This is a genomic window from Aliamphritea ceti, assembly GCF_024347215.1.
Lineage (GTDB): Bacteria > Pseudomonadota > Gammaproteobacteria > Pseudomonadales > Balneatricaceae > Amphritea > Amphritea ceti.
Genome location: NZ_AP025282.1, coordinates 5,178,750 through 5,200,098, shown reverse-complemented (window position 1 = coordinate 5,200,098; position 21,349 = coordinate 5,178,750). Strand labels below are relative to the sequence as shown.

The 21,349-nt window shown below is 46.8% G+C and carries 21 protein-coding genes; 20 read left to right on the top strand and 1 reads right to left on the bottom strand.

Annotated features, from left to right (window positions below):
• The first annotated feature begins 1 nt into the window (after position 1).
• From OCU49_RS23610 to OCU49_RS23595, 4 genes are all read left to right on the top strand, one after another.
• A complete protein-coding gene (locus tag OCU49_RS23610; RefSeq protein WP_261842960.1) occupies positions 2-925 on the top strand; it encodes a sterol desaturase family protein in 924 nt (307 codons plus the stop codon).
• 106 nt (positions 926-1,031) lie between these two features.
• Positions 1,032-2,804, top strand: a complete 1,773-nt coding sequence (locus tag OCU49_RS23605; protein ID WP_261842959.1) for a DUF1800 family protein — start codon at positions 1,032-1,034, stop codon at positions 2,802-2,804.
• Between the two features lie 2 nt (positions 2,805-2,806).
• Entirely contained in the window at positions 2,807-4,222 is a 1,416-nt protein-coding gene (locus tag OCU49_RS23600) for a DUF1501 domain-containing protein (RefSeq protein WP_261842958.1), read from the top strand.
• 92 nt (positions 4,223-4,314) lie between these two features.
• The gene (locus tag OCU49_RS23595) at positions 4,315-5,499 is read left to right on the top strand and encodes an aromatic ring-hydroxylating oxygenase subunit alpha (protein ID WP_261842957.1); all 1,185 of its coding nucleotides are present in this window, start codon (positions 4,315-4,317) and stop codon (positions 5,497-5,499) included.
• Positions 5,500-5,503: 4 nt separating this feature from the next.
• Here OCU49_RS23595 and OCU49_RS23720 read toward each other — a convergent pair whose 3' ends face one another.
• On the bottom strand, positions 5,504-6,592 hold the full coding sequence (locus OCU49_RS23720; RefSeq protein ID WP_272885305.1) for a methyl-accepting chemotaxis protein: 1,089 nt from the start codon (positions 6,590-6,592) through the stop codon (positions 5,504-5,506).
• A 557-nt stretch (positions 6,593-7,149) separates the two neighbouring features.
• Between OCU49_RS23720 and mnmG the strand changes: the two genes are divergently transcribed.
• The 16 genes from mnmG to OCU49_RS23510 all read left to right on the top strand — a co-directional run bounded on the left by mnmG (position 7,150) and on the right by OCU49_RS23510 (position 21,343).
• Complete coding sequence (mnmG, locus tag OCU49_RS23585) at positions 7,150-9,042, top strand: tRNA uridine-5-carboxymethylaminomethyl(34) synthesis enzyme MnmG (RefSeq protein ID WP_261842956.1); 1,893 nt, start codon at positions 7,150-7,152, stop codon at positions 9,040-9,042.
• Positions 9,035-9,664: a 16S rRNA (guanine(527)-N(7))-methyltransferase RsmG gene (rsmG, locus tag OCU49_RS23580; RefSeq protein ID WP_261842955.1), complete on the top strand. Its 630-nt coding sequence runs from the start codon at positions 9,035-9,037 to the stop codon at positions 9,662-9,664. Before mnmG ends, rsmG begins: the two co-directional genes overlap by 8 nt.
• A 2-nt stretch (positions 9,665-9,666) precedes the next feature.
• On the top strand, positions 9,667-10,470 hold the full coding sequence (locus OCU49_RS23575; RefSeq protein ID WP_261842954.1) for a ParA family protein: 804 nt from the start codon (positions 9,667-9,669) through the stop codon (positions 10,468-10,470).
• A gap of 3 nt (positions 10,471-10,473) precedes the next feature.
• The gene (locus OCU49_RS23570; RefSeq protein WP_261842953.1) at positions 10,474-11,370 is read left to right on the top strand and encodes a ParB/RepB/Spo0J family partition protein; all 897 of its coding nucleotides are present in this window, start codon (positions 10,474-10,476) and stop codon (positions 11,368-11,370) included.
• A 369-nt stretch (positions 11,371-11,739) separates the two neighbouring features.
• Entirely contained in the window at positions 11,740-12,153 is a 414-nt protein-coding gene (locus OCU49_RS23565; protein ID WP_261842952.1) for an ATP synthase subunit I, read from the top strand.
• A 14-nt stretch (positions 12,154-12,167) separates the two neighbouring features.
• Positions 12,168-12,989 (top strand): F0F1 ATP synthase subunit A, encoded by an 822-nt coding sequence (gene atpB / locus OCU49_RS23560; protein WP_261842951.1) that lies wholly within the window; start codon positions 12,168-12,170, stop codon positions 12,987-12,989.
• Positions 12,990-13,070: 81 nt separating this feature from the next.
• Positions 13,071-13,307, top strand: a complete 237-nt coding sequence (atpE, locus tag OCU49_RS23555) for a F0F1 ATP synthase subunit C (RefSeq protein WP_261842950.1) — start codon at positions 13,071-13,073, stop codon at positions 13,305-13,307.
• Between the two features lie 63 nt (positions 13,308-13,370).
• Entirely contained in the window at positions 13,371-13,841 is a 471-nt protein-coding gene (locus OCU49_RS23550; protein WP_261842949.1) for a F0F1 ATP synthase subunit B, read from the top strand.
• Between the two features lie 12 nt (positions 13,842-13,853).
• On the top strand, positions 13,854-14,390 hold the full coding sequence (locus tag OCU49_RS23545; protein ID WP_261845286.1) for a F0F1 ATP synthase subunit delta: 537 nt from the start codon (positions 13,854-13,856) through the stop codon (positions 14,388-14,390).
• Positions 14,391-14,405: 15 nt separating this feature from the next.
• Complete coding sequence (atpA, locus tag OCU49_RS23540) at positions 14,406-15,950, top strand: F0F1 ATP synthase subunit alpha (protein WP_261842948.1); 1,545 nt, start codon at positions 14,406-14,408, stop codon at positions 15,948-15,950.
• A gap of 69 nt (positions 15,951-16,019) precedes the next feature.
• Complete coding sequence (gene atpG, locus OCU49_RS23535; protein WP_261842947.1) at positions 16,020-16,883, top strand: F0F1 ATP synthase subunit gamma; 864 nt, start codon at positions 16,020-16,022, stop codon at positions 16,881-16,883.
• 38 nt (positions 16,884-16,921) lie between these two features.
• Complete coding sequence (gene atpD, locus OCU49_RS23530; RefSeq protein WP_261842946.1) at positions 16,922-18,298, top strand: F0F1 ATP synthase subunit beta; 1,377 nt, start codon at positions 16,922-16,924, stop codon at positions 18,296-18,298.
• Positions 18,299-18,355: 57 nt separating this feature from the next.
• On the top strand, positions 18,356-18,781 hold the full coding sequence (locus OCU49_RS23525; RefSeq protein ID WP_261842945.1) for a F0F1 ATP synthase subunit epsilon: 426 nt from the start codon (positions 18,356-18,358) through the stop codon (positions 18,779-18,781).
• Between the two features lie 330 nt (positions 18,782-19,111).
• Positions 19,112-19,507, top strand: coding sequence for a hypothetical protein (locus OCU49_RS23520; protein WP_261842944.1), 396 nt, complete (start codon positions 19,112-19,114; stop codon positions 19,505-19,507).
• A 78-nt stretch (positions 19,508-19,585) separates the two neighbouring features.
• Positions 19,586-20,638 (top strand): methyltransferase domain-containing protein, encoded by a 1,053-nt coding sequence (locus tag OCU49_RS23515; RefSeq protein ID WP_261842943.1) that lies wholly within the window; start codon positions 19,586-19,588, stop codon positions 20,636-20,638.
• 174 nt (positions 20,639-20,812) lie between these two features.
• A complete protein-coding gene (locus tag OCU49_RS23510; RefSeq protein ID WP_261842942.1) occupies positions 20,813-21,343 on the top strand; it encodes a VF530 family protein in 531 nt (176 codons plus the stop codon).
• Positions 21,344-21,349 lie beyond the last annotated feature (6 nt).

Here is a 21,349-nt window from a genome sequence, read left to right as displayed (position 1 = left end):
TATGTACGAAGCTGATCTGATTACCGCCAGCTGGCTGGAATACTTTGAATACATATCTTTCAGCATTTATGACTGGGTGCTGGTATTTGCACTGATGTTTTTGTTGTTAGAATTCGGTAATGACGCCATCACAAAACGTCTGAACAGAGAACGTATGCTGGAAAGTCTGTCGAGCATCTTTACACTAGTGCCTTACTTTTTGGTAGAAGCGGTTATATTTGCCGGCGTGATCTATCTGTTCTACGGGGTTTACGAACTAATTCCCTGGAAACAACCGGTTAACGCTTACACCATTATGCTGGTGCTGTTACTGGCGGATTTTGCTTACTACGCCGAACACTACTTCTTTCACAAAGTACGTCTGTTCTGGCTTTCTCACTCGGTGCATCACAGCTCAACTATGATGAATACCGCAACCGCATTCCGTTTCGGTATGTTTGATCCGGTTCTGCCTGTACTGTTCCATTTCCCGCTGATTCTGATGGGCTTTCACCCTACACTGGTGATTGGTGCAGAAGTCCTGGTACTGACTTACCAGTTCTGGCTGCATAACGAAATGATAGGCAAGCTTGGGCCACTGGAATGGCTATTCAACACACCTTCCCATCACCGTGTGCATCATGCTTCTGATGAAAAATATCTGGATAAAAACTTCGGTGGAATACTGATTATCTGGGACCGTATCTTTGGCACTTTTAAGCAAGAAGAAGAGTTACCTAATTATGGTCTGACCACACCAATGACCAGCAAAAACCCTGTCACCGTACAGTTTTACGAGTTTCCAAGACTATATAAAGACCTAACCAGCGCAAAGAATGCCCGTGAGTTTTTTGGCTATCTGTTTCATGGACCCGGCTGGCGTCCCAAAGGTTATAAAGCAGGTAAAACCGTAGAGCAACCAACAGCCGCTCAGACTGAAAGCTGATTTAACCTCTTACTGACCACTCAATCACCAAATAGCGGATGTTTGTCACTCAGGCATCCGGCAGGCCTCTCTGTGCCTGCTAATCCGTTAATTTTAGGGAGAGCCCGTGAATACCTTATCCCAGACAAGTCGGTTCCTGATGCAGGCAACCTTAGGCGCCGATCAGAAAACCATTCAGAAAGTATCCCGACAAGGTATTGATAACTGGTTGAATCAGCAGCTAAATTCAAAGTTATCCTCAGGAAATACCTATGCTGATAGCAGCCGGGATATCTGGCAAAATTTTCGTCAAAAACTACTAAGCCAGTATGGTGAAGCCGCGCTCAATGGTGAAAGCAATAATCCGGCATTACCATACAAATGGTACTTTCATATGGCTTGGTGGCAGCAAGCTCTGAACACCAATCCGGAACACTTGCTACGCCAGCGGGTAGCCCAGGCACTAAGTGAAATACTGGTTATTTCCGACAATTCTCAGCTTGAGCTTGATGCAATAGGCATGGGCAGCTATTACGACCTGCTATATAAACACGCCTTCGGTAATTACAGCGATCTGCTATACGATGTCAGCATGCATCCTTGTATGGGTGTCTACCTGTCACACATGAATAACCAAAAAGCCGACCCAACTGAACATATTCATCCTGATGAGAATTATGCCCGTGAAATCATGCAGTTATTTACCATAGGCCTCTATGAACTCAATCCGGATGGTAGCCGAAAACCTGGCAATAATGGCCAGCCACAGGCCAGTTATAACAATGAAGATATCAGACAGCTAGCCAAAGTATTCACCGGACTCAAAGCCTCTGCTTATGAATACGAATGGGATACCAGCTTTTGGCAAAGCAGTTATAACGGCTACCCAGTCAGTTTTGATGATGGTATCGACAAAACCTACAAAGTACCGCCATTCGTCAATATGACAAATTCAATGTCTATTGATGAAGATCGTCACGATCGCAGCGCTAAAGAATTACTAAATGGCCGGGTAAAGTTGCCAGCAGAGCAGGGAGCAGCCAGGGAAATTTACTCCACCATACAACAGCTGGTAGCTCATCCTAACACCGCGCCTTTCATAGCAACTCATCTGATCAATCAGCTGGTAACCTCCAATCCTTCAAAGGCTTACGTGAAATCAGTCGCAGCTATGTTTGGTAAAGAAGGTAATCTCAAGGCAGTAATCAAAGCAGTTCTTAGTTATCCACAACGTGAGTTTGCTGCCAGAAAGCGTCTGCCTTCGGCACGCCAGGAAGCAGGCCTCACTATTCAGTCACAAAAACTTAAGTCTCCGTTATTACGCACAACGCAGATACTCAGGGCGTTTAACGCCAATAACCGCTCCGGCAAGCTATGGCTGATCGGTGATGATATCCAAACACTTTTACAACAGCATCCGTTGTCATCACCAACAGTTTTCAATTTTTATAAACCGGACTTTACACCTCACGGACCACTTGAATTAGCAGGTCTGGTCGCGCCTGAATTTGAACTGCATACATCCGCAACCTCAATTGCCTATGTAAATATGATGTATTACTGGTTTTTCGGTGAATATCTGCCTGTCGTCAGCACCCGTATAAACAGTACTCCGGGAATTCATAACGTACCCGAACTGAACCCGGATATTCTCAACACTGATGAACACAATAAACTGCAGTTAAACTTTGCAAATCAGATAGCGATGGCTAAAGACCCTGAACAACATGATGCTCTGATTGACCAGATGAGTCTGTTGCTGACCGGGAAAACCGACCTGAGTATCAAGCCACAGATTAAAGACGCTTTTAAGCATTATCGCGATCAGCCAGCCTGGGTGGTTCAGACCATCGCTTTCATGCTGACAATTTCACCTGAATTCACAGTATTGGAGGCCTGATAATGACTCAGTTAAATTCATCTACACCAAAGAAGAGTCGCCGTAATTTGCTTAAATCCGGCCTGACATTAGCAGGAACAGGCATGCTAAGCGGAACAGCACCGGTATTTAGTGCCTCCGCATTTGCCGCAGATAATGCTCCGATGCCCGGAGACATACGCATAAAGCCGGCCAGGAAAGCACTGGTATTCATTATGCTTGATGGCGGCAACGACAGCTTTAATATGCTGGTTCCCAGCAATAACCGACATTATCAGGAATACCGTAACAGCCGTAGTAATCTGGCATTATCGCAAAGTAGCCTGCTACCGCTGGAAAACCGCAATGATCAGCAAGGCAGAGAATTCGGTGTACATCCGTCCATGCCAGAGATACAGCAGCTGTTTAATAAACAGGATCTGGCATTTATCAGCAATATTGCACCAATGATTGAACCTACCAGCAAGCAGGCAATGAATAACGGTTCTGCAAAATTACCGCTGGGCTTACTGTCCCATGCAGACCAGTTTAAGCACTGGCAAACCTCACGCCCCGAGGCACGCATCAATCAAGGCTGGTTTGGCTACCTTTCAGATGCACTACAACCACGCCGGTCAGATAATCAGATTCCGATGAATATCTCTCTGGCTGGCAGTAACATCATGCAAAATGGCATATTAAGCAGCCATTACAGTATTACGGATAAGGGCAGCATCGGGCTAATTGTTAACGAACAGAAAACACCACTGAATGCGGCTTTACTGGAAAGCTTTGAAACCTTACTCAGCACTGACTATCAACATGATCCCTTTAAGCAAAGTTACCTGGCGCAAACCCGCCAGGCACAGTCCCGGCACCAGGTATTCCGCGATGCTATTACGCCGGTAGACATTAATACTCGCTTTTCAGATACACCACTCTCGCAGCAGCTGAAAGTTGTCGCCGGCAGTATTAAAGCCGCAGACAGGTTAAACCAGCAACAGCAGACTTTTTTTCTGCGCTACATTGGCTGGGATCATCATGATGAACTGTTAAACAACCATCAGCGTATGCTTCAGATACTCAGTCAGGCATTAGGTGAATTCCAGCAAAGCCTTGAAGAACTGGGCATTGATGAACAAGTTATTACATTTACCGGCTCAGACTTTGGCCGCACCCTGACGTCTAACGGCAACGGTACTGATCACGGCTGGGGTGGTAATACTCTGGTAATGGGCAAACCTATTAACGGCGGCAATATTTATGGTCAGTATCCGTCACTAAGCCTGGGTGACAACAACCCGCTAGACGCAGGTAATGGCGTGCTGATACCAACGACAGCAACAGAGCAGCTATATGCCGAGCTGGCACGCTGGTTCGGTGTTGCCAATAAAGACATCAATACACTTTTTCCTAACCTGTACAGGCATACACAAACAACACTGAATCAGCTGATCTGATGGTTAGACAAATTCAACGTAAACTGCCAACTTGTAAAAGCAGGCAATGAAGGATCAAACACGGATTACACCAGCCGACTAAAGGTATTTGTATGTCGATAAAAAGTGCCCTTTTGCTACCTAAATCAGCCTATACCTCAGACGCCTGGTTTAACCGGGAAATGGCAACGGTATTTGAACAAAATTGGCAGTTTGCCGGCTTTGTCGAAGACTTACCCGAGCCCGGCGACTTTCTTACCGTCCAGGCCGGACGTAACAACATTATGATTATTCGGGGACCAGATGCAGAACTGCGGGCATTTCATAATATCTGCCGTCACCGGGGGACTCAGCTGCTGCGTACCTGCGGTAAGGCAGGTAAAGCAATTACATGCCCATACCACGACTGGAGCTACGACTTTAAAGGTAATCTGATCGCCGTTCCCCAGCAGAAAGAAGAGTTTGCCGACCTGGATAAAAGCACCCTGGGCTTACACGCCGCACAGATCAGTTGCTGGGATAATATGATCTGGGTGCATTCAGACCCGAAAGCACTTTCGCTGGAAGAATGGCGACAAGGCGTAGACGCTTATCTTGGGCCTCATAAAATAAGTGAACTGATCGAATATTCCAACTCTTCAACCAGCCATGAAATTCAGGCGAACTGGAAGCTGGTGGTAGAAAACTATATCGACGGTTATCACCTGTCGCATTTACATAGTACTAGCCTGGATATGTACGATCATAAACAACAGCAAAGCGGTTTCTGTGGCCCGCATTTTCACTTTTATGAACCGCTGGCAGCAAAGTACGCTGCCAATGTAGACAAACAAAGTCCGTTACCTGTCATCGATCATTTCACCAGCGATAAACCTATAGGCGCTTATGTGCCTCTACTCTTTCCCTGTTTTGGTATCGGTGCAGACGAATCGTCCTGGTCAATCTTCTGGATTATTCCTCTGGCTGCAAATAAAACCAAAGTGATTACCCGCACCCGTGTCATGCCAGCATCAGACTGGCGTTTCTGGACACAGGAATGGCATAGCTATAGCCATTATCAAAAACAGCCAGGGACAAAAGCTGATAAATCTAATCAGGCCCGTCAGGCAAACGACAATGATCCATTAGCCAGTGGTGATTTTATGGCTGAAGACATTTACGTATGTGAGCAACAACAGAAGTCACTGGCATCCCCTCTGTACTCTGTGGGTGCTTATGCCAGTCAGCAGGAAAGTGCCATCAGAGAATTTCACCGCCAGCTATTACTGGCAATGAAACACTCAGATGCAAACAGTTAATGGCTTAGGCTTGGCTCAGGTTTGCTTTCGCCTGCTCACTCAACTGAACCATTGAATCACCAATCTCCATGTTAGCGGCAGAGCCATGGATGGCTTTTTCAGCATCCTGTAGTGCCTGCCCAAACTGTTCGGATATACGCTCAAAATTGCTCAGTTCCTGAGTAGTCCGCTGGCTGATATCGGCCATACCATGAAACAGACTTTCAATACGTCGGTAAGCATCGTTAGTCGTACTCGCCATGCCAGACTGATTAGTTTCTGAAACCGAAGACATCGCCGACTCAATCGAATTCGACATAACGTCGATTTTTTCCCGCAACAAAACTTCGTGTTTCTGTAACCCGGATAAATCAGCATTAATGTCTTTGGCATTATTTTGTGAGCTTAATGCCAGATTCTTAACTTCATCCGCAACAACCGCAAAGCCTCTGCCAGCCTCACCGGCTCTGGCAGCTTCAATTGCAGCGTTCAATGCCAGTAAGTTTGTTTGTTCGGATGTCGCTGAAATAGCGGTAGCCAGTCGGGATATGCCTTCAAATGAACTAAGAAACTGATCAATCTCTTCCCGCAATTCCACCGATGATGATGAAAAATTACGAATTTCATCGCTGAGAAAGCCAGTTTCCTTACATACCTGAGCAAAGCTCTTTTGCAATTCTTCCAGCGCCTGCTGATTATCCTGCAATGTAGTAACTATCGCTTGTAACTCAGCAATAGAAGACTGCACCGCCTGGGTCAGATCTTCAAAGAACTGCAAACGCTCTTTCGATGCACCATTTACCCGGGTGGCATTTGCTAATACTTGCTGGGATAAACCGTGTAACTGGCCAACGTCTCCCAATACCGGATGCTCAGCAGGCGGTTGCTCAATAGTTTCCGTCTGATTCACAGCTCGTGCTGGTGAAGCCAGCCAACTGGTAAAAAGTGATACACAAAAAGGCACACAAAAGGTCAGTAAGCCAGGTAACCATTGATAATCTGCATCAGCAAAGAATACAGACCATTGATTAATCAGGTTCAGTAAACTGCCTATAATCAGACAAATAAAGAAGGCGCGCTTTAACGCTACCGGATTAGTAAAGACAGCTGTCACCGTAGTTCTCCTATGTTCATTCCCTGATAAAGACACTTATACACAAGCCAGATCAGTATATAAGCATGCACGGCAACAGTAAAAACCCCTAAAAGTTATTCACATTAGCTTGTGTGTATGCTGTATAACTGCGCAGGTATAAGCCTTGTAAGAAGTTGGGGACAAATACCCCGGTGGATAAGTAGCCTTGTTATGCACAGCTCCTGAACGGCTTATAAACCTTATATCCGACCTAATATAACAGGGTTAATATGTCAGCAAAGCTATGATTTTGTTATATATTTAACACTTAAACACAGAAATAGGCCTGCTTAATAATAATCATAAAAATAAAAAGATCTTTAAATACCTAAACAATATATATTATTTAAAAAGTTAAACAGAAAAAGAACTGTTCAAATTTTAATCATTTCTTAATGCTCCGCATCCGTCTATAATTGTCAGCCTTTTCGAGAGCCAATACTGAAACTGATATCTCATCAGTCAGACAGTTACAAAACTGTTATCAGTTCTGACGGCACATACGATTTAAGCATTCAACGTTAATGAGGTTATCGGTGGACTATCCTGACCACTTCGATGTGATTGTTATTGGTGGTGGCCATGCCGGTACTGAAGCAGCTCTCGCAGCAGCTCGTACTGGGGTGAAAACCCTGCTGTTAACACACAATATTGAGACTCTGGGACAGATGTCCTGTAATCCGGCTATTGGCGGAATTGGTAAAAGCCATCTGGTTAAAGAGATTGATGCTTTAGACGGAGCTATGGCCGTAGCAACCGATCGCAGCGGTATCCAGTTTCGGGTTCTGAATTCGCGTAAAGGTCCGGCTGTTCGTGCAACACGTGCACAAGCCGACCGCATTCTTTATAAAGCGGCAATTCGAACCATTCTGGAAAATCAGCCAAACTTACAAATTTTCCAACAATCTGCGGATGATTTAATTGTTGAAGGTGACCAGGTAACAGGTGTTGTTACCCAGAGCGGCCTGAAATTTTATGCCCGCAATGTGGTGCTGACAGTCGGTACTTTCCTTGGCGGTAAAATCCATATTGGCCTGGATAACTATGCTGGTGGTCGTGCCGGTGATCCACCTTCGATAGCCCTGGCTCAGCGCTTACGTGAGTTACCATTACGGGTCGACCGTCTGAAAACCGGAACACCACCACGGATAGATGCCCGCAGTGTTGATTTCAGTCTGATGCAGGAACAGCCAGGTGACACACCCACGCCTATCATGTCTTACATGGGCACAAGTGCTGAACAGCCTCAGCAAATCAGCTGTTACATTACCCACACTAATGAGCGTACCCATGAAATTCTGCGTAAGGGACTGGATCGTTCACCACTGTACACGGGTGTAATTGATGGGGCAGGACCACGTTACTGTCCATCAGTTGAAGATAAAATCATGCGCTTCGCCGATAAAGACAGCCATCAGGTGTTTGTCGAACCGGAAGGCCTTACAACTCATGAGCTGTATCCGAACGGGATATCAACCAGCTTGCCATTTGATATTCAGCTTGAAGCTGTGCGTTCCATCAAAGGTTTCGAGAATGCGCATATCACTCGTCCGGGTTATGCCATTGAATATGATTTCTTTAATCCGCAGGACCTGAAACATACTCTGGAAACCAAAGTGATTAACGGTCTTTATTTTGCCGGACAAATCAACGGCACGACTGGTTATGAAGAAGCGGGTGCACAGGGATTATTAGCCGGTGTTAACGCGGCTTTGCGGGCGCAGGAAAAAGACCAGTGGTATCCCCGCCGTGATGAAGCTTATCTGGGTGTATTGGTCGATGATTTGATAACTCTCGGGACATCAGAGCCTTACCGGATGTTTACCAGCCGTGCAGAGTACCGGTTGATTCTGCGGGAAGATAATGCCGATATCCGTCTGACTGAAAAAGGCCGTGAGCTGGGGCTTATCAGTGATACCCGCTGGCAGCGTTTCTGTGAAAAGAAAGAAGCCATTGAGCAGGAAAATCAGCGTCTGAAAAGCACCTGGATCCAGCCGGGCACCCCCGAGGGTGATTTGCTGAACAGCAAGCTTCAGCAACCGCTGGCGCGGGAATACAACATGCATGATCTGGTTAAACGTCCAGAGCTGAAATATGCTGATGTCGCCAGTCTCAAAGGCGAAAGTCTGACAGATACACAGGCGGCTGAGCAGGTTGAAATTCAGATTAAGTATTCCGGTTATATTGATCGCCAGAAAGATGATATCGAGAAAGTACGCCGTCAGGAAAATACGGTCTTACCGGCTGATTTTGACTATGACATTGTGGGTGGGTTATCGAACGAACTGAAGTCTAAGCTGCTGGATGTTCGTCCTGAGACGATTGCTCAGGCGTCGCGAATTCAGGGGATGACACCGGCAGCAATCTCACTTTTACTGGTACATCTGAAGAAGCAGCAGCTGGGGCGGGGAAAAACTGCACATGGATAATCAATACCTGCCGTTATTACAGCGACAGTGTGACGCGTTAGGTTTACAGCTTAACGAACAGCAATATACCGCATTACTGCAATACCATGCGCTGCTGGTGAAATGGAACAAAACCTTCAACCTGACAGCCGTGCGTTCACCGGAAGAAATGATCACCCGGCATTTGGTTGATAGCCTGAGCGTTCTCCCGCATATCCGTGCAGAACGGCTAATTGATGTTGGCAGTGGACCAGGCCTGCCGGGTATACCCCTGGCAATCTGCCGTCCAGATCTGCCTATCACATTGCTGGACAGCAATATTAAAAAAAGCCGCTTTCAGTTTCAGGCAAAAGCCGAACTGAAGTTGGACAACGTTGAAGTAGTGCATGAACGGGTGGAAAAATTTCAGCCGGAAATCCTCTTTGACGGTATCATTTCCCGAGCCTTTGCTTCACTCCAGGATATGCTGAACTGGACGCAGCACCTATGTGCGCCGGAAGGTGTTTTTCTTGCCATGAAAGGCATGTATCCTGTCGAAGAAATTGAACAATTACCTGATCATATCCGTTTACACGAGAGCCTCGAGCTTTCTGTACCGGGGACCGAAGGTGAGCGTCATCTGTTGATTTTTGGGAGAGCCTGACTGTGGCAAAAATCTTAACCATCACTAACCAGAAAGGTGGTGTGGGTAAAACCACCACTTGCGTGAATCTGGCGGCGTCACTGGCGGCGACTAAGAAGCGGGTACTGATGGTCGACATGGATCCGCAGGGAAATGCCACCATGGGCAGCGGAGTGGATAAACACCACCTGAAAAGCTCTGTATATGAATTGCTGACCGGCGAAGTTGAAATCCAGGATGCAATTATTGAAAAATCGCCGGCCGGTTATGATCTGGTAGGTGCTAACGGTGACCTGACCGCTGCTGAAGTTGAATTGTTACAAATGCCACGCCGGGAATTTCGTATGAAAATGGCGCTGGAAAAAGTACGTGATGATTATGACTTTGTGCTGATTGATAACCCGCCATCACTGAACCTGTTAACTGTGAATGCACTGGCTGCGTCCAGCGGCGTCATCATTCCAATGCAATGTGAATATTATGCGCTGGAAGGTATCAGCTCCCTGATTGGCACAGTGAAGAAGATTAACAGCCGTCTTAATCCGGCACTGAAAATCGAAGGTATTTTACGTACCATGTTTGACCCGCGGATGAGCCTGACCAAAGACGTGTCGAATCATTTGGTTGAATATTTTGGTGATCAGGTTTATCGCACAGTAATTCCGCGGAATGTCCGGCTGGCAGAAGCACCGAGTCATGGTTTGCCGGCAATTTTATATGATAAAAGCTCCCGGGGAGCGGTTGCCTATCTGGCATTAGCGGGCGAGCTAATCCGCAAAACCACCCAGGAAAAGAAATTAGCGCAGGCTGCGCAGCAGGAAGACTGATCAATGGTAACGAAAAAACGGGGTTTAGGCCGGGGACTTGATGCATTGCTGTCATCGGCAACAGAGCAAGATGTTATTGCTGACGACACCGCGACAGAAACCGGTGCCGTTGCTGATAACCAGGATGGTTACAAACTCATGCCGGTTGAACAGATTCAGCGTGGCAAGTATCAGCCACGTCGTGATCTGGAACCGCAGGCACTGGAAGAACTGGCAAACTCGATTAAAGCTCAGGGCGTTATGCAGCCGATAGTTATACGTCCGGTTTCTGACAGTCTTTATGAGATTATTGCCGGTGAACGCCGTTGGCGTGCCAGTCAGATGGCCGGCTTGAGCGAAGTACCTGTTATCGTTCGTGATGTACCTGATGAAGCGGCTATTGCAATGGCGCTGATCGAAAACATCCAGCGGGAAAACCTGAATTCAATGGAAGAAGCCATTGCTCTGGATCGGCTGAAAACTGAATTTGATCTGACTCAGCAGGAAGTTGCTGATGCTGTCGGTAAATCCCGTACCGCTGTGACTAACCTGTTACGGCTGATGAATTTATCCGAAGACGTTAAGCGTATGCTTGAATACGGTGACCTGGAAATGGGTCATGCACGGGCTTTACTGGGCCTGGAAGGTGAAGAACAAATCAGTGCGGCAAAAGATGTGGTTGGTAAAACCCTGTCAGTGCGTCAGACCGAAGATCTGGTTCGCAAGTTGCAACAGAAGAAGGATGAGCCACCTAAAGTGGTTGTTAAACCTGACCCGCAGATAGAGCAGTTCGCGAAATCGCTGACCAGCCATTTCGATACTAAGGTTGCGATTAAGCAAACCGCAGAAGGCAAGGGTAAGATCACCATTGATTTTGATTCAGCAGAAATGCTGGAAAGCCTGATCGGGAAAATGCAGTAAAATAATTTTTTGTATAAAAAATATACAAACGGGCTGTTTATACAGCCCGTTTTTATTTTAATTAAGTATTTTTAATACCGGTTAATAGCTTTTCTCAGCAAACCTTTTTGCAATCTTGTTCTGAAAAACAGAACTCTTTGCGCAGATTATTTTGTCGAATTAATGCAGGCAATATTTTCTGCAGGGTATTTTAACCGCTTACCATACCCTGTTGGTGGTATAAGCAAATTCATCAATTCAAGACAAACGTCTAAAAGCCCGTATCTTGTATTGATGCGGCTGCCTTAAGTCCCTATAATGCGCAGGCTGTTCGGAGGCGTAGATTGGTGCAGTGGCTTCGAAACAGGGGATTGAGGGTAAGTATAAGACATGAAAAATCAGCCAAAAAAGCTTGGTATTCATGGCCGTATTGCCCTTGAAGAGTTCCGTAAGACCCTCCTGGTTCAGATTGTTTGCACCCTTATTATCGCCGCACTTTCATGTACTTACAGTCTTGCTGCTGGTTATTCAGCAGTATTGGGTGGCTTGATTTATATGCTGCCGAATATTTGGTTTATCCGAAAGATGCTTAATGCACCGGTTAAACAAACCGCCGGCACAGTAGTACGCCAGGCGTATGCAAGTGAAATATGGAAAATGGCGATGACAGCGGTAGCATTTGCGCTGACATTTACCCTGATTCACCCGGTGAATGCATTTTCCTTATTTGGCACTTACATTGGATTGCAGCTGGTCGGTGTTTACGTTCAGCTGCAACTGAATAAAAGATTTCAAAAACTTTAACGAGAGAGATAATAATGGCTAGCGGCGAACTGACTTCCTCAGCCTATATATCCCACCACCTCACCAACCTGACCTTCGGTAATCACCCGGTTAATGGTTGGAGCTTCGCGCACGGTGGCCAGGAAGCATCTGAAATGGGCTTCTGGGCTATCCACGTGGACACTATGTTGTGGTCTGTGGGTTTAGGTTTATTCTTTATCTGGTTGTTCCGTAAGGTTGCTGTTTCAGCAACTTCCGGCGTACCTGGAAATCTGCAAAACTTTGTAGAAACGATCATTGAATTCGTTGAAGACAATGTTAGCAGTATCTTCCACCATAAGAATGCACTGATTGCGCCACTTGCATTGACTATTTTCGTCTGGGTCTTCCTGATGAACACAATGGATCTGGTACCTGTTGACTGGTTGCCATATGCCTTCCAGCAAATGGGCGTTGAATACATGAAGGTCGTTCCAACGACTGATATTAACGCGACACTGGGTATGGCTTTCGCTGTCTTTGGTCTGATTGTTTTCTACAGCATTAAGATGAAAGGTCTGGGCGGATTCCTGGGTGAGCTGGCATTCCAGCCACTGGGTAAGTGGATGCTGCCATTCAACCTGTTCCTGGAGATTGTTGGACTGCTGGCTAAGCCGGTATCTCTGGCACTGCGACTGTTCGGTAACATGTACGCTGGTGAAATGATCTTCATTCTGATCGCACTGCTGCCTTTCTGGGCACAATGGCTGCTGTCTGTGCCATGGGCGATCTTCCACATTCTGGTAATTACGCTGCAAGCATTCATCTTCATGGTCCTGACAATTGTCTACCTGGCCATGGCGCATGAAGAGCACTAAGTGCTGCGTGATCACTGAATAAATAATTTAACGGTTTCTTTTTAAACTTAAACTTTAGCAATTAAAAATCGGAGAAAACTGATGGAAATGGCAAGTGCTGTTTTATACATCGCTGGTGCGCTGATGATGGGTCTGGGCGCCGTAGGTGCTGCTGTAGGTATCGGCATCCTGGGTGGTAAGTTCTTGGAAGGTGCTGCGCGTCAGCCTGAACTGATCCCAATGCTGCGTACACAGTTCTTCATCGTAATGGGTCTGGTTGATGCCGTACCTATGATCGGTGTTGGTCTGGGTCTGTACGTACTGTTCGCGGTTGCATAAGTAGATTTAGATTTTTTCCCCTATGGGTAACTACTTTTTTAGACAACTACGAGAGGTAATGGCGTGAATATCAATCTAACCATCATTGGTCAGATCATTGCGTTTGCCTTCTTCGTTGTATTTTGTATGAAATACGTTTGGCCACCGATTACCGGTGCGCTGGCAGAACGTAAGAAGAAAATTGCAGAAGGTCTGGACGCTGCTGACCGTGCACAACGCGACTTGGAACTGGCTCAAGAAAAAGCTATGTCCGATATGCGTCAGAGCAAGGAAGAAGCAGCCGCCATCATTGAACAGGCTAATAAGCGAGCTAGCCAGATTGTTGATGAAGCTAAAGAGAAAGCACGTGAAGAGGCCGAGCGCCTTGTAACGGCTGCTCAGGCTGAAATTGAACAAGAAGCTAACCGTGCTAAAGAAACTCTTCGTGCCCAGGTTGCAGTTCTTGCTGTAGCTGGTGCAGAAAAGATTCTTGAAGCATCTGTTGACGAAAGCGCGCACGCACAGCTTGTTGAAAAACTGGCTGCTGAGCTTTAAGCGAGGTTTATGATGGCTGAATCAAATACAGTCGCTCGACCTTATACCAAAGCTGCTTTCGAGCATGCGCTGGCAAAGAATACGCTGGATCAGTGGTCTGAAATGCTGGCAACTACTTCGGTAGTTGCACAAGACCCAACCATGCGTCAGGTGCTGGGTAATCCAGCACAAACCAGCGAGCAGAAAGCCGAAGTAATGATTGACGTTTGCCAGGAGCAAATGACTGCAGAAACAAAGAATTTCATTTCTTTGTTAGCAGAAAATCAGCGCTTAGCTTTGTTACCAGAGATCTCAGCGCAGTTTGAGCAGTTGAAAGCTAGTCAGCAGAAATCTGTTGATATTAATGTGACGACTGCCTTTGATCTGGGCGAGCAGCAGCAACAAAAATTAACTCAGGCGCTCAGCACTAAGCTGGGCTGCGAAGTGAGTCTTACTTCCGAAGTAGATAAGTCTATTATCGGTGGTGTAATCGTTCGGACCGATGATTTGGTTATCGACGGCTCTATTCGTGCTCGACTGGCAAAGCTAGCCGAAGCCCTGTCCGCCTGAGTGTGAGGATTAAACATGCAGCAACTGAATCCATCTGAGATCAGCGAGATTCTGAAGGGCCGCATCGAGAAACTTGATGTCTCTTCTGAAGCACGTAATGAAGGTACTATCGTCAGCGTTTCTGACGGTATCATCCTGATTCACGGTCTTGCTGACGTAATGTACGGGGAAATGATTGAATTCCCTGGCGGTGTCTACGGTATGGCGCTTAACCTTGAGCGTGATTCTGTAGGTGCTGTAGTACTGGGTAACTACCAGGACCTGGTTGAAGGTATGACCGCGCGTTGTACTGGCCGTATTCTGGAAGTACCTGTTGGTCCGGAACTGCAGGGTCGTGTTGTAGACGCCCTGGGTAACCCGATCGACGGTAAAGGCCCTATTGAAACTTCACTGACTGACGCAGTCGAAAAAGTTGCACCTGGTGTAATCGATCGTCAATCAGTAGATCAGCCTGTACAGACTGGTCTGAAATCTATCGATGCTATGGTGCCAATCGGTCGCGGTCAGCGTGAGCTGATCATCGGTGACCGTCAGATTGGTAAAACTGCCATTGCTATCGATGCAATCATTAACCAGAAAGGCACAGGCGTTAAATGTATCTACGTTGCCGTAGGTCAGAAGCAGTCTACGATTGCTAACGTTGTGCGTAAGCTGGAAGAGCACGGCGCGATGGATCACACCATCGTAGTAGCAGCCGGTGCATCAGATCCTGCAGCGATGCAATTCCTGGCACCATATGCTGGTTGTGCAATGGGCGAATACTACCGTGACCGCGGTCAGGACGCTCTGATCGTATACGATGATCTGACTAAACAAGCTTGGGCTTACCGTCAGATTTCCCTGTTGTTGCGCCGTCCGCCAGGTCGTGAAGCATACCCAGGTGACGTATTCTATCTTCACTCCCGTTTGCTGGAACGTGCATCCCGCGTTAACGCTGACTACGTTGAGAAGTTCACTGATGGCGAAGTTAAGGGCCAGACTGGTTCCCTGACTGCACTGCCAATCATTGAAACTCAGGGTGGTGACGTATCTGCATTCGTACCAACCAACGTAATCTCCATTACCGATGGTCAGATCTTCCTTGAGACAGATCTGTACAACGCCGGTATCCGTCCTGCGATTAACGCTGGTCTGTCTGTATCCCGTGTAGGTGGTGCTGCTCAGACTAAGATCGTTAAGAAGCTGGGTGGTGGTGTACGTCTGGCACTGGCTCAGTACCGTGAATTGGCGGCATTCGCTCAGTTCGCATCTGACCTGGACGAAGCAACCCGTGCTCAGTTAGAGCATGGTCAGCGTGTAACCGAGCTGATGAAGCAGAAGCAATACTCTCCAATGTCAGTAGCTGACATGGGTCTGAGTCTGTACGCTGCTAACGAAGGCTTCCTGAACGATATTGCGCTGAACAAGGTCCTCGACTTCGAAGCTGCATTGATCTCTTACTTCAACAGCGAATACGCTGACATGATGGCTAAGATCAACGACAGCGGCGATTACAACGATGAGATCGCAGCTCAGTTCAAGGCTGGCATTGATAAGTTCAAATCTACCCAAACTTGGTAAGTACTCAATGAGAGGCCTGTATCGCGAATTATACAGGCCTTTACTAAGTAAGGTTTAAGAGGTGGAACTATGGCAGTCGGAAAAGAGATAAAGACGCAGATAGGCAGTATTCAGAGCACACGTAAGATTACCAGCGCCATGGAAATGGTTGCTGCATCTAAAATGCGTAAGGCTCAGGATCGCATGCAGGAAAGCCGTCCTTACGCCCGTAGTATTCGTGGCGTAATTCAGCACCTGGCGAAGTCCAATCCTGAATACAAGCATCTGTATCTGCAACAGCGCGAAGTGAAGCGTGTCGGTTTCATTATTGTGGCAACCGACCGCGGCCTTTGTGGTGGCTTGAACGTTAACGCGTTTAAAGCAGCGATCGCCAAAATGAAAGAGTTCAGTGAGCAGAACATCCAGGTTGATGTATGTGCACTGGGTTCCAAGGCGGTAAGCTTTTTCAAGTCATTCGGCGGAAACGTAACTGCAGCTAAGAGCGGCCTGGGCGATCAGCCTGAAATGGGCGATCTGATCGGTGCAGTTAAAGTGATGCTGGATGCCTATGATGAAGGCACGCTGGACCAGCTGTTCGTGGTATCTAACGAATTCGTTAATACTATGACACAGCAACCACAAGTTGAGCAGCTTCTGCCGCTGAAAGCGGAAGATGATGATGACCGTCTTAACCATCACTGGGATTACATCTACGAGCCAGAAGCAAAAGATTTGCTAAATGGCTTACTGGTTCGTTACATAGAATCTTTGGTGTACCAGGCGGTGGTTGAGAACAATGCCTGTGAACAGGCAGCACGAATGCTGGCGATGAAGAACGCAACTGACAACGCCGGTGACTTAATTGATGAGCTTCAGATGATTTATAACAAAGCTCGTCAGGCCGCGATTACTCAGGAAATATCTGAGATCGTGAGTGGTGCTGCAGCTGTATAAGCTAAGTGAACAGGTTAAAACGTTAAGAGGATCCGAACATGAGTAGCGGACGTATTGTTCAGATCATCGGCGCGGTAGTCGACGTGGAATTCCCACGTGACAGCGTACCGAAGATCTATGATGCACTGACTGTTGATAGCAAAGGTCTGACACTGGAAGTACAGCAGCAGCTGGGTGACGGTGTCGTACGTGCTATCGCTATGGGTCAGACTGAAGGCGTAAGCCGCGGTCTGGAAGTAGCAAATACTGGTGCGCCAGTTTCTGTACCTGTTGGTACAGCGACTCTGGGTCGTATCATGGATGTATTGGGTAACCCAATCGATGAATGTGGTGACATTGGTGAAGAAGAGCGTATGCCTATTCACCGTGCCGCACCTAGCTATGCTGAACAGGCTGCTTCTAACGAGCTGCTGGAAACAGGCATCAAGGTAATCGATCTGGTTTGTCCGTTCGCCAAAGGTGGTAAAGTTGGTCTGTTTGGTGGTGCCGGTGTAGGTAAAACCGTAAACATGATGGAACTGATCCGTAACATCGCGATTGAGCACTCCGGTTTCTCAGTATTCGCTGGTGTTGGTGAGCGTACCCGTGAAGGTAACGACTTCTACTACGAGATGAAAGAATCCAACGTACTGGATAAAGTATCTCTGGTTTATGGTCAGATGAATGAGCCACCGGGTAACCGTCTGCGTGTAGCGCTGACTGGCCTGACAATGGCTGAGAAATTCCGTGACGAAGGCCGTGACGTACTGTTGTTCGTAGACAACATCTACCGTTACACACTGGCAGGTACTGAAGTATCAGCACTGCTGGGTCGTATGCCTTCTGCAGTAGGTTACCAGCCTACACTGGCGGAAGAGATGGGTGTTCTGCAGGAGCGTATTACCTCCACGAAGACTGGTTCTATCACATCTATCCAGGCGGTATACGTACCGGCGGATGATTTGACCGATCCATCTCCGGCAACTACCTTCTCCCACCTTGATGCGACTGTAGTACTGTCCCGTCAGATCGCCGAGCTGGGTATCTACCCTGCGGTTGATCCACTGGATTCTACTTCCCGTCAGCTGGATCCGTTGGTAATCGGTCAGGAACACTACGACGTAGCGCGTAATGTTCAGGGCGTATTGCAGCGTTATAAAGAGCTGAAAGACATCATCGCCATCCTGGGTATGGACGAGCTGTCTGAAGAAGATAAGCAGACAGTAAACCGCGCTCGTAAGATTCAGCGTTACCTGTCTCAGCCGTTCTTCGTAGCTGAAGTATTCACCGGCGCGCCTGGTAAGTATGTTTCTCTGAAAGATACTATCAGCGGCTTCCAGGGTATCCTGAACGGTGATTACGACGATCTGCCTGAACAAGCCTTCTACATGGTAGGCGGCATCGACGAAGTGGTTGCTAAAGCTAAGAGCATGTAATTGTTCACAGGGCCGGAGTTAATCTGGTCCTGAGCTGAAACCTTAGAGGAAAGAAACATGGCTATGACTGTTCATTGCGATATCGTAAGTGCTGAAGAAGAAATCTTCTCTGGTCTTATTGAATTCGTATCAGTGACAGGTAGCCTGGGTGACCTGGGTATTTATCCGGGTCACGCTCCGCTTCTGTCGGAACTGAAACCAGGTCCTGTAGAGCTTAAAAAGCAGGGTGGTGAGCAGGAGATCTTTTACGTTTCTGGTGGATTCATTGAAATTCAGCCACACAAAGTCTCTGTCCTTGCGGACACAGCACTGCGTGCCGGCGATTTGAATGAAGCTGCTGCAGAAGAAGCGAAAAAGCATGCCGAACAAGCTATGGCAGATCAGAGCAGCGAGCTGGATTACTCCCGCGCAACTGCTCAACTGGCTGAAGCTGTCGCGCAACTGCGTACCGTTCAACAGGTTCGTACTAAGTTAGGTAAATAATCTAACCGTTACGGTCTGTACTTTAAAAAAGCGCCCCTCAATTTAAGAGCGGCGCTTTTTTTGTGCCTGTATTTTGTGGATATAGCCGTTAGAAGTGTTGGCGCAACTGACTCTTCTGCAAATACAGGTTCAACAGGTTCGTACTAAGTTAGGTAAATAGCCTAACCGTTACGGTCTGTACTTTAAAAAAGCGCCCCTCAATTTAAGAGCGGCGCTTTTTTTGTGCCTGCTATTTATGTAAAACTGAGTGCAACTTCAGATAGGTAGAACATTATGGCGTCATGGTCTGATCGAATACTGGCTGCACTGTTGCCACTGGTCACTTATATTATGTGGTTATTAGCATCTTATTTTGCGGTGCTGGTCCCTATATTGCTGTATTGGCTTTTTACGGCGGCAGGCAGAAGCTTTGTTGCAGATCATACCCTGCGGTATCTGGATGCTTTGATAACAGCGCTCCTTTTTAAACTGGCATTAGCTGTTGCTGTTTTTACAGCGGGAATGGTTGATCACAGCTCTGCACTTTTTACCACGTACATCAACAGTGATGAGTTCTTAACCATAGGACTGTTAGTCCTGCAAAGTTATGTGTTTCTCGCCAGTCTCTTATTTATGATATTTCCGCTGTTTGGCGGTCCGTTTCGAATGCCTCTTTCATTAAGAGTGCTTATTACCATGAAAAAACTGATGACCTGTAAATCCTTTGATTCCCATAATCGGATTTAGACATGGTAAATTATGTGCTTATTAGCAGCAGTGATACGTATCACATCCTATTATTTACCAAAATTGAAGTAGCCTCCTATGCATGAACAAGTTCAGGATTATTACGGTAAGACCCTCCAGGGATCTGCTGATCTGAAAACAGATGCCTGCTGTACTTTACAGGCACCACCACAGCCAATTAAAGATATTCTTAAGAAGATCCATGATGAAGTCAGCAGCCATTACTACGGTTGTGGTTTGGTGGCTCCGGAGCAACTTAAAGGTTTGCGTATTTTAGACCTGGGAAGCGGCTCTGGTCGTGATGCTTATACCTTAGCGGCACTGGTAGGAGAAACCGGATTGGTTGTCGGTGTAGATATGACGGATGAACAGCTGAATATTGCTAACCGTCATCTGGATTACCATGCTGAAGCATTTGGCTATAAAACGTCTAATGTGGAATTTAAGAAAGGCTATATTGAAAAGCTGGATGAACTGGGGCTGGAAGAAAACAGTTTTGATCTGATTGTATCTAACTGCGTAATTAACCTGTCGCCGGACAAAGAAGCAGTGCTCAAGCAAGCGTATCGGTTATTAAAGCCAGGCGGTGAGATGTATTTCTCTGATGTGTATGCTGATCGTCGCGTACCTCAGGAACTGGTAAATGATCCGGTACTTTACGGCGAGTGCCTCAGCGGTGCTTTGTATTGGAACGATTTCCAGAATTTAGCTAAGCAATGTGGGTTTGCAGATCCAAGACTGGTGGAAGACCGCCCGTTGGGCATTGATAACCAGGCCGTTGAAAAACGTATCGGTCATATTGGTTTTTACTCAGCGACTTACCGCTTGTTTAAAATTGCTGGTCTGGAACCTGCCTGTGAAGATTATGGTCAGGCTGTGGTTTATAAAGGCACTATTGCTGATCAGGAAACTAATTATCTGCTGGATAAGCATCATCTGATAGCAGCGGGTAAGGTATTTCCTGTGTGCGGTAACACTTACCGGATGCTCAACGAGTCACGTTTACAGCAGCATTTTGAGTTTATCGGTAATTGGGATAATCATTACGGTATTTTTGAAGGTTGTGGCAGTAACCTGCCTTATGATGTGGTGAGCAGCAGTTCGGCAACGTCTGCCGGTGGTTGTTGTTAATCTGATTTATGATGCCTGCCCGGCTTCGTAGTCGGGCCGTTTTTAAGGTAGCCAGAATCAGACTAAGCTTTAAATGATATAGATCCCGCTTATTGATAGGTTTTCTGTATCTTGCCCGATATGATGGTGCGTTAAGTTTTGTCTGTTTGAAGTAACTATTCCCTGGAAGTGATTATGAGTAATGAAGTCGATTATAAAAACAACCCTCTGCACGGGGTCGGTTTGAACCAGGTATTGACTGAATTAGTCGAGCACTACGGTTTTGAAATTTTGTATGCGTACTTAAACATCAATTGTTTTAAGACCAACCCAAGCATTAAGTCGAGCGAGAAGTTTTTAAAGAAGACTGAATGGGCGCGGGAAAAAGTAGAAATATTTTATTTGTATAAATACAAAAATTTACCCCGGGTATCGTCTGAGCAGTTTGCTTTGTCACCCCGTGACAGAGTTGTACCGACTAACCAAAAGCCTGGTGAGCCTGCCGAACTGAGTTTGGAAGATGCTGAAATACAGCGTGAAAAGAGTGCTAAAAAAGCCGCTGAATTTGGTAAGTCTAAAAGATCTCCACATTCACGTCCTAAGCCGTCCAGAAGCCGAAATCATGATTCTGACAGTCCGTACAAGAAACGTGACTCATCAGACTCCCGTGGTTCATCCGACGCTAATGGCGCAACAGATGATGATCCCTGGGCTAAATGGCGTTAGGGCGAG

Bases quoted from the DNA above. Each gene is read 5' to 3' on its own strand.
- OCU49_RS23565 (WP_261842952.1), top strand. From the start codon at position 11,740: ATGAAAAATCAGCCAAAAAAGCTTGGTATTCATGGCCGTATTGCCCTT.
- OCU49_RS23600 (WP_261842958.1), top strand. From the start codon at position 2,807: ATGACTCAGTTAAATTCATCTACACCAAAGAAGAGTCGCCGTAATTTG.
- OCU49_RS23545 (WP_261845286.1), top strand. From the start codon at position 13,854: ATGGCTGAATCAAATACAGTCGCTCGACCTTATACCAAAGCTGCTTTC.
- rsmG (WP_261842955.1), top strand. From the start codon at position 9,035: ATGGATAATCAATACCTGCCGTTATTACAGCGACAGTGTGACGCGTTA.
- OCU49_RS23520 (WP_261842944.1), top strand. From the start codon at position 19,112: ATGTGGTTATTAGCATCTTATTTTGCGGTGCTGGTCCCTATATTGCTG.
- atpE (WP_261842950.1), top strand. From the start codon at position 13,071: ATGGAAATGGCAAGTGCTGTTTTATACATCGCTGGTGCGCTGATGATG.
- atpD (WP_261842946.1), top strand. From the start codon at position 16,922: ATGAGTAGCGGACGTATTGTTCAGATCATCGGCGCGGTAGTCGACGTG.
- OCU49_RS23570 (WP_261842953.1), top strand. From the start codon at position 10,474: ATGGTAACGAAAAAACGGGGTTTAGGCCGGGGACTTGATGCATTGCTG.
- OCU49_RS23515 (WP_261842943.1), top strand. From the start codon at position 19,586: ATGCATGAACAAGTTCAGGATTATTACGGTAAGACCCTCCAGGGATCT.
- atpA (WP_261842948.1), top strand. From the start codon at position 14,406: ATGCAGCAACTGAATCCATCTGAGATCAGCGAGATTCTGAAGGGCCGC.
- OCU49_RS23610 (WP_261842960.1), top strand. From the start codon at position 2: ATGTACGAAGCTGATCTGATTACCGCCAGCTGGCTGGAATACTTTGAA.
- OCU49_RS23510 (WP_261842942.1), top strand. From the start codon at position 20,813: ATGAGTAATGAAGTCGATTATAAAAACAACCCTCTGCACGGGGTCGGT.
- OCU49_RS23595 (WP_261842957.1), top strand. From the start codon at position 4,315: ATGTCGATAAAAAGTGCCCTTTTGCTACCTAAATCAGCCTATACCTCA.
- atpG (WP_261842947.1), top strand. From the start codon at position 16,020: ATGGCAGTCGGAAAAGAGATAAAGACGCAGATAGGCAGTATTCAGAGC.
- atpB (WP_261842951.1), top strand. From the start codon at position 12,168: ATGGCTAGCGGCGAACTGACTTCCTCAGCCTATATATCCCACCACCTC.
- OCU49_RS23525 (WP_261842945.1), top strand. From the start codon at position 18,356: ATGGCTATGACTGTTCATTGCGATATCGTAAGTGCTGAAGAAGAAATC.